Raw genomic sequence first — 6,589 nt, 5'->3', positions numbered from 1 at the left:
TCGTGGACTTCAAGATCGAGACCGGCCGCCTCTGGGAAGGCGACATGATGCGCATCGTCGTGGCCGACGAGATCTCCCCGGATTCCTGCCGCCTGTGGGACATCAAGTCGTCGGACAAGCTCGACAAGGACCGCTTCCGCAAGGATCTCGGCGGCCTGATCGAGGCCTATACCGAGGTCGCCAAGCGCCTCGGCATCATGTCCGAGAACGAGAAGGTGCAGACCGGCGGGCCGCGCCTCGTCCAGTGAACCGGTCTCCCGCGTCGTCGGCGCGGGAATCGGATCGCTCGGCGCGCGGGTGACGCGTGGATATGCCTCGGGACGCCTCAGCGCGGGCTGACCGGACAAGCGCCGGGCCAGTCCGGCCGCAAGCGGGCGTAGCTGCCGAGATCGGGGTCGAAGCCCGGGTGATAATGGGGATCCTGCGCGAGCAGCGGCCCCCATCGTCGTTTCAGGGCCGCGACCTCGCGCTGATGGCGAGCCAGGGCCTCCGGCGTCCAGCGCCGACTGGCGGCCTCGAAATGGTCGAGGACCGCGCCCGGGACGAACAGGGTCCGGTAGCCGGCCGCGTTCAGGCGCAGGCAAAGGTCGACGTCGTTGAAGTCGACGGCGAAGAATTGCCCGTCGAAGCCCCCCACCGCCGCGAATTTCACCGTCTCCACCACCAGGCAGGCTGCCGTGACCGCCGAGACCGCCCGCGTGGCGCTCAAGGCCGCGAGGTATCCGGGAGCAGACTCGGGAAAGTGGCGATGGGCGTGGGTCACGAGGCCGCCCGGCCCGAGGAGCACGCCGCCGTGCTGGATGCGACCCTGCCCGTCGACGAGCTTGGCGCCCACCGCACCGACATCCGGACGCAGGGCCTCGCGGACCAGGCGCTCCAGCCAGTCCGGCTGCCGGGTCGCGACGTCGTTGTTGAGGAAGGCGAGGACGCGGCCCCGCGCGAGGCGCGCCGCCGCATTGTTCATGGCGGCGAAATCGAACGGCCCGTCGCAGGGCACGATCCGGGCGAGCCCCCGCTCTGAGAGGTCGCGGAAATAGCGGTGGGTCTCGGGCTCGGCGCTTCCGTTGTCGCAGATCAGGATCTCGCGGGGCCGCCAGTCCGTGCGCTCCAGCAGGCTGTCGATGCAGGGACGCAGGAGATCGAGGCGGTCGCGCGTCGGAACGATGAGGCTGACGAGGGGGGGCGCCGCGGGCAGCGGATGGTGCAGCGTGAGGATGCCGTCGCGCCCGGCCTCTATGGCGACGCCGCCCATCCCGGCCCGGTTGAGGGCCGTCCGGATGACGGCGTGGCGCGCGGACCGGGCCCCCTCCCCTCTCGGCGCGGCACCGTGAAGCGTCGGGTCAGGGGCGAGGGTCGATTGCGAGACCGGTCGCGGCAGGTGGCCGATGGCCCCGGCTCCGAAGCGATCGGCGAGGCGCAGGATCAGGTCCGTCGCCCGGTGGTGGGCCTGAACCTCCGCGAGATCGCCGAGGGCGGCGAGGCCGCTTCGCCGCAGGGCGATAACCGGTCCGATGTAATCCACGGCCATCAGGTAGTCGCGGTCGAAGGCTGGACGCAGGAGCGGCATCGCGGCACCGTCCGGCCGGATGAGGAGGGCATCGCCGTAGATCGCCTGCCGGGCGGGATCGTCGGCGAACGCGGCCTGGAACTGGGCCGACGCGCCCGGCAGGAGCCCGTGACCCGGGGCCGTGAGGATCACCAAAGGCGCGGGGCCGTCGAGGTCGCCCGCGCTCGCGCACCGGACATCCACCCCCGGGGCATGAGCGTGTCCACCGCCCCGCGGCGCCGGCATGAGCCGGATCAGCCGAGAGGACGAGCACCAGAGGCCGCGATGATCCAGGCCGAGCAGGGCGGCGAGGCGTTGCGCCGCCCGCACGCGCCGTCCGGTGAGGCGGGCGCGCAGAATCGCAGCCGTCTCGCGGGGGGCGCCGGCAAAGAGCCGGATCGCGCGCGCCCAGCGCCTCGGCGCCGTGACCGCCGGGGAGGACGCGAAGCGCAGGGCCGGCTCCACATCGGCCGAGGGGCCCAGCCCCGGGGGGCATGCCTCACTCAAGGTCTTCCCCGAACGTCGTGAGCGAGAGGCCGGGATGGTAGAACGGATCGTGCCGGATCGTGTCGCGCCAGCGCGCCACGAACGCCTCGGCCTCGGCCTCGAAGCGTGCACGGGCCGGCCCCACGGCGGGGCCTCGGCTGGTGGATTCGAGGTGGGCCAGCACGGCGTGCGGGGTCCAGATCGTCCGGTAGCCGGCCGCGCCGAGGCGCAGGCAGAAATCGACGTCGTTGAAATCGACCGGGAAGGTCTCCGCGTCGAGGCCGCCCACCGCGTCGAACTTGCGGCGCTCCACGGCGAGGCAGGCGGCGGTGACGGCGGAGACCTGGTGCGCGACACGCAGGCGCCCGAGATGGCCGGGTGTGTCGGCCGGGCGGCGGCGCAGGATGTGGCCGGCCCGGCCGCCGAGGCCGACGACGACGCCGGCATGCTGCAGGGTACCGTCCCCGTAGAGGAGCTTGGCACCGACGGCCCCTACCGCCGGCCGGCAGGCCTGCCGGACCAGGGCCTCGAGCCAGTCCTCGCGCAGCACCGCGACGTCGTTGTTGAGCAGGACCACGACCGCGCCGCGTGAGACCGCGACGCCGGTGTTGATCAGGGCCGAGAAGTTGAACGGGCCCGGCGCCGCGTGGATCGTCACGCGGGGATCCCGGCGCAGGGTCTCGTAATGGGCGAGGACCGCCGGGTCGGTGGAGCCGTTGTCGACGATCACGAGTTCGAGCGCCGGGTAGGCGGTGGCGTTCAGCACGTCGTCGCTCGACCTGCGGATGAGGTCGAGGCGGTCGCGCGAGGGGATGATGACGCTGACCAGAGGCGCCGGCGCCGGCAACGGCCAGAGCAGGTCGAAGCCGCCCGCGTTCGTCGCGACGCGGGCGGGCGCGCCCCGCTCGGCGAGGTGGCGGGTGAGGAGCGCGGCGTGCCGGTCCGCCTCCACCGAATCCGGGTCGGCCTGCCGGGCCAGCACCCGCGGGATGTGGGCGACACGGTCCGGTGCCACCTCGGCGGCGGCTTCGAGAAGCAGGCGCAGCGGCAGCGTGTCCGGCTCACCCAGGGGCATGGCCGCCAGGCGCCGGAGCAACGCACCCGCGTAGAGAATCGGCGTGCCCGGATAAGCGCTGACACGGGCTAGGTCCGGGCTCCAGTCGGGCTTCAGCCGGGGGGTCGCCGGAGCGCCGTCGATCACCGTATCGACGTAGACGAGTTCGGGCTCCGGTGCGTCGAACCGGGCACGCGCGAGGATCGCCAGGGCATCGGGATCGAGCCGGTCGCCCGGCTGGAGCAGGATCACCGCGTCCGCTCGACCCGCGAGGCTGCCGAGGGATGCCGTCTCCGACCAAGTCCGTCGCGTCATCCGGGCGTCCGAAAGCTCGTGCGCGGCGTCGGGTTCCGTCGCGGCGAGGACGAGCGTCCAGGCGCTGAAGCTCTGGGCCCGAACGCTGTCGAGAGTGGCCGCGACCGCTTCCGACTTCTCCGGGGCCTCGGGCAGGATCAGGCATAAAGCCGGCGCCTCGGGAACCGGCGCTGTCTCGGCGCGCGCCCGGGTCCGGGCCCAGGCCGCATAGCGGTCGACGGGCGTGACGCCGCAGCTTCCGCGCAGGATATCGCGAAACCGGCGCTCGTCGCGGCGCAGGGCGTTGAAGACCGCCGCCACGGCGCGAAGCGGACGCCTGCGCAGGCACTCGGCCAGAACCTGCGCGGAGGAACGTACGCCGACCCGCTCCAGCACGAAGCCGTCGCGACGGTCCGTGGCGAGTTCGAGCCCACCGCAATCCGCAGGCAGGTATCCGAGCCATTGCGCCGCGCCGAGAACCGGGCCCGGGAGAACGAAGGTTTCCCGCCGCCCGTCGTGCCGCGTCAGGCGCAGGAGCGGGCGCAGGGGCCGGGCCACCGGATCGCCGCGATAGGTCAGCACGATCCAGCAACCCCGCGCCGGTCGCATCAGGACGAGGCGCCGGTCGAAGGTCGGATCGTCCTGCGGCTCGAGGGTGAACGCGACGCTCCGGCCCGATGCTGCGTTCAGGACGGCACCCGACGGGACGACGGGGCTCGGGACGGCGAGGCGAGGCCGCCGCTCACTCGGCGGTTTCCTTGGCCGGCGCCGCGACCCGCTCCTCGGAGGTCGGCGAAGCCTTGCGACCCTTGGGGGCCGCGACGGCCTTCGGCGCCGCGCCGAGGCGGACCTCGATGTCGTAATTCTGGCTCATGGCCGCCGGCACGATGAGATTGTCCTCCACCAGGGAGAACAGGCCCTGCGCCTGCCCGGCCGGAACCTGGACCGTGACGCGTCGCTGGCGCGCGATGATCGCCTTGCCGCCGGCCTTGATCGCGAAGGAAACGGGCGCCTCGAAGCGGCCGGGCGCGCCGACGGGCCCAAGGAGCACCTGGCCCTCGACGCCGACCTTCACGCTCAGGGTCCCGTCCTGGAGGCGGTTGCACTCGCGCGCCACCCGCCCGAGGGTGATCTGGTGGCGGAGGTTGGCACCGTCACCGCCGCGGCCGCCGTAGACCTGGATCGCCGCGCCCCCCTCGGGCACCGTCACGGTCGGGCAATAGGGCGGCTCGCTGTCGGCCGGCTGGGATGGCGGCACGGTGGTGCCGCCGTACTTGAACATGTTGGTGAGAAAATTCCCCTCCTCCGCCCGCAGCGGGGACGCGCCGAGGACCGCCACGACAGCGGCCACGACGAGGCTGTTCAGGCCCAGGACGTTCTTGCCCAGAATGTTTTTGCCCAGGATGCTTTTGCCCATGCTCGGATCCCGTCTCCGTGTCCTTGCGTGCCCGGAATTCGTGAGTGCCCGGGCCGGCCCCTCACTTCAGGTTCTCGAATCCCTGTGCGAAGCCCTTCATCGAGAGCGGAATGCCGACGCCCTCCTCCGGGGTCTGGAAGACGATGAAGGTCGCCTGGGCGCCGCCGCTGAACTGCTTGACCAGACCGTCATCCATCACGACCTCGGCGACGCAGCCCGTGGTCAGGCAGCGCACGAAACCGGCGCGGCCGACATCCGTCTTGTCGATCTTGAGCCCGAGGCCGGAGGGCAGCAGCACGCCGAGCGGGGCCACCACGCGGAGCAGGTAGCCGCGATTGTCGGCCGTCTTGAGCACGATCACCACGAGGGTGAGGTTCGGCCGGTCCTCCGCCGCGAGATATTGCACCATGGCGCATTGCTCGGCCTTGGCGCCGGCCGGCGTCTCGCAGCGCAGCTGCCAGTCCCCGAAGGTGTTGCGCACCATGCCCTGCGCCGACGCGCCCTGCGAGCCGAAGCCCCCGAGCAGCAGAAGTGAACCGAGCGCGCCTGCCGCGACACCCCGGGCGACCAGGCCGCGTGCGCGCTGCACCATTCCACCAGACCCCACGCGTCGATCCTCTCGCATGGCCCGCCGCCCCGCGAGCCGTTAACCGAAAACACGGGTGTTCCGACCATGCTCGGCCCACGACTGTCAAGCGAAGCCCGAGCCTGGGAACCGACTATCGCGTCGCGCGTACAGCCTCTAGTGCTGACCGTCACGCTTGCCCGCCAACGGACGAATCCATGCGACTCCGCGCCTCTCTCTTCCTCGTCGCCCTCGCGTTCGCCGGTTCGGCCGTGGCCGACCCGCTGCCGGTGAACGAGACCACCTATGTCGAGCGCTCCCTGAACCGCGACGGGCCCCTGGTGATCGAGCACCGGCCGGTTCCGCGCACGCCGGGCGGGCGGCGCAGCGGGTCTTCGGCGGAAATCGCGGGCTTCTGCCGCGACGGCGGCATCATCCGGCGCCGCGACGAGTTCGGCCAGCCGGTGATCCTGCGGCAGCGCGAGGTCTGCGACGGCGTGGCGCCCCGGACCCTGAACCCCGGCGACGTCGATCCGCGCCCGACCTGGCCCGCCGAGCGTGTCGTGCGCAGCCGGGTGCTTCGCGTGAGGGGTTGAGGTCCCGTCAGCCGTAGCGGTGCAGGCCGGCGCCGTTGCGCTTGAGCCAGCGCTCGGCCTCGTCCACGTGCGGGCAGAGCGCCCCGACGAGGGTCCAGAAGCGCTGGGAATGGTTCATCTCGCGCAGGTGCCCCATCTCGTGGGCGACGAGGTAGTCGAGCACCAGGGGTGGCGCCAGGATCAGGCGCCAGGAGAAATTCAGTTCGCCCCGCGCGGTGCAGGAGCCCCAGCGGCTCCGGGTGTCCCGCAGGGTGATCCGGGTCGGCCCCTGGCCGAGCTTATCCGTGTAACGGGCCACGGCCTCGACGATGTCGCGCTGGGCCTCCCGCTTCAGGAAGTCCGCGACCCGGCGCCCGATATGGGGGACGTCGCAGGCCACGGACACGACGGGCTCGTCCGCCAACCGCTCGAATCGGGTCGCGCCGCTGCGCGCGGCGCGATGCGCGATCCGGTGGGGCACGCCGCGCACCGGCAGCACCGCATCGGCGGTGAAGAGCACCCGCTCGGGCATCTTGGCGAGGCGGGCGGCGATCCAGCCGCCGTGGCTGACCGCGAAGGTCCGGGCGACGGCAACCGAGGTTCGCGTCGGCAGGGTCATCACCACCTCGCCGGTCGCGCTCGACACGCGCAG

The 6,589-nt window shown here is 72.2% G+C and carries 7 protein-coding genes; 2 read left to right on the top strand and 5 right to left on the bottom strand.

Translation table 11 applies throughout. The annotated features are described in order from the left end of the window. Positions 1 to 248 (top strand): phosphoribosylaminoimidazolesuccinocarboxamide synthase (locus K2X24_RS09145; RefSeq protein ID WP_292497001.1); only part of this gene is annotated, 248 nt, incomplete at its 5' end. Between the two features lie 77 nt (positions 249 to 325). Here the strand turns inward: K2X24_RS09145 and K2X24_RS09140 are convergent. The 4 genes from K2X24_RS09140 to K2X24_RS09125 form a co-directional block, all read right to left on the bottom strand. Continuing rightward, positions 326 to 2,053 carry a glycosyltransferase family 2 protein gene (locus tag K2X24_RS09140; protein ID WP_292496999.1) on the bottom strand — a complete coding sequence of 576 codons (1,728 nt, stop codon included), beginning with the start codon at positions 2,051 to 2,053 and terminating at the stop codon, positions 326 to 328. After that, entirely contained in the window at positions 2,046 to 3,989 is a 1,944-nt protein-coding gene (locus K2X24_RS09135; RefSeq protein WP_292496998.1) for a glycosyltransferase family 2 protein, read from the bottom strand. Before K2X24_RS09135 ends, K2X24_RS09140 begins: the two co-directional genes overlap by 8 nt. A gap of 133 nt (positions 3,990 to 4,122) precedes the next feature. Beyond that, on the bottom strand, positions 4,123 to 4,797 hold the full coding sequence (locus K2X24_RS09130) for a hypothetical protein (RefSeq protein ID WP_292496997.1): 675 nt from the start codon (positions 4,795 to 4,797) through the stop codon (positions 4,123 to 4,125). Positions 4,798 to 4,858: 61 nt separating this feature from the next. Then, a complete protein-coding gene (locus K2X24_RS09125; protein WP_292496995.1) occupies positions 4,859 to 5,404 on the bottom strand; it encodes an invasion associated locus B family protein in 546 nt (181 codons plus the stop codon). A 176-nt stretch (positions 5,405 to 5,580) separates the two neighbouring features. On the opposite strand from K2X24_RS09125, the gene K2X24_RS09120 reads away from it, so the two are divergent. Further along, complete coding sequence (locus K2X24_RS09120; RefSeq protein WP_292496993.1) at positions 5,581 to 5,958, top strand: hypothetical protein; 378 nt, start codon at positions 5,581 to 5,583, stop codon at positions 5,956 to 5,958. Between the two features lie 7 nt (positions 5,959 to 5,965). Here K2X24_RS09120 and K2X24_RS09115 read toward each other — a convergent pair. Then, a partial coding sequence (locus K2X24_RS09115) for a SprT family zinc-dependent metalloprotease (protein ID WP_292496991.1) occupies positions 5,966 to 6,589 on the bottom strand: 624 nt, incomplete at its 5' end.

Source organism: Methylobacterium sp., assembly GCF_019750675.1.
Lineage (GTDB): Bacteria > Pseudomonadota > Alphaproteobacteria > Rhizobiales > Beijerinckiaceae > Methylobacterium.
The sequence above is the reverse complement of the archived record's forward strand: the minus strand, read 5'-3'. Positions and strand labels throughout refer to the sequence as shown.

Bases quoted from the DNA above. Each gene is read 5' to 3' on its own strand.
- K2X24_RS09130 (WP_292496997.1), bottom strand. From the start codon at position 4,797: ATGGGCAAAAGCATCCTGGGCAAAAACATTCTGGGCAAGAACGTCCTG.
- K2X24_RS09135 (WP_292496998.1), bottom strand. From the start codon at position 3,989: ATGCGACCGGCGCGGGGTTGCTGGATCGTGCTGACCTATCGCGGCGAT.
- K2X24_RS09120 (WP_292496993.1), top strand. From the start codon at position 5,581: ATGCGACTCCGCGCCTCTCTCTTCCTCGTCGCCCTCGCGTTCGCCGGT.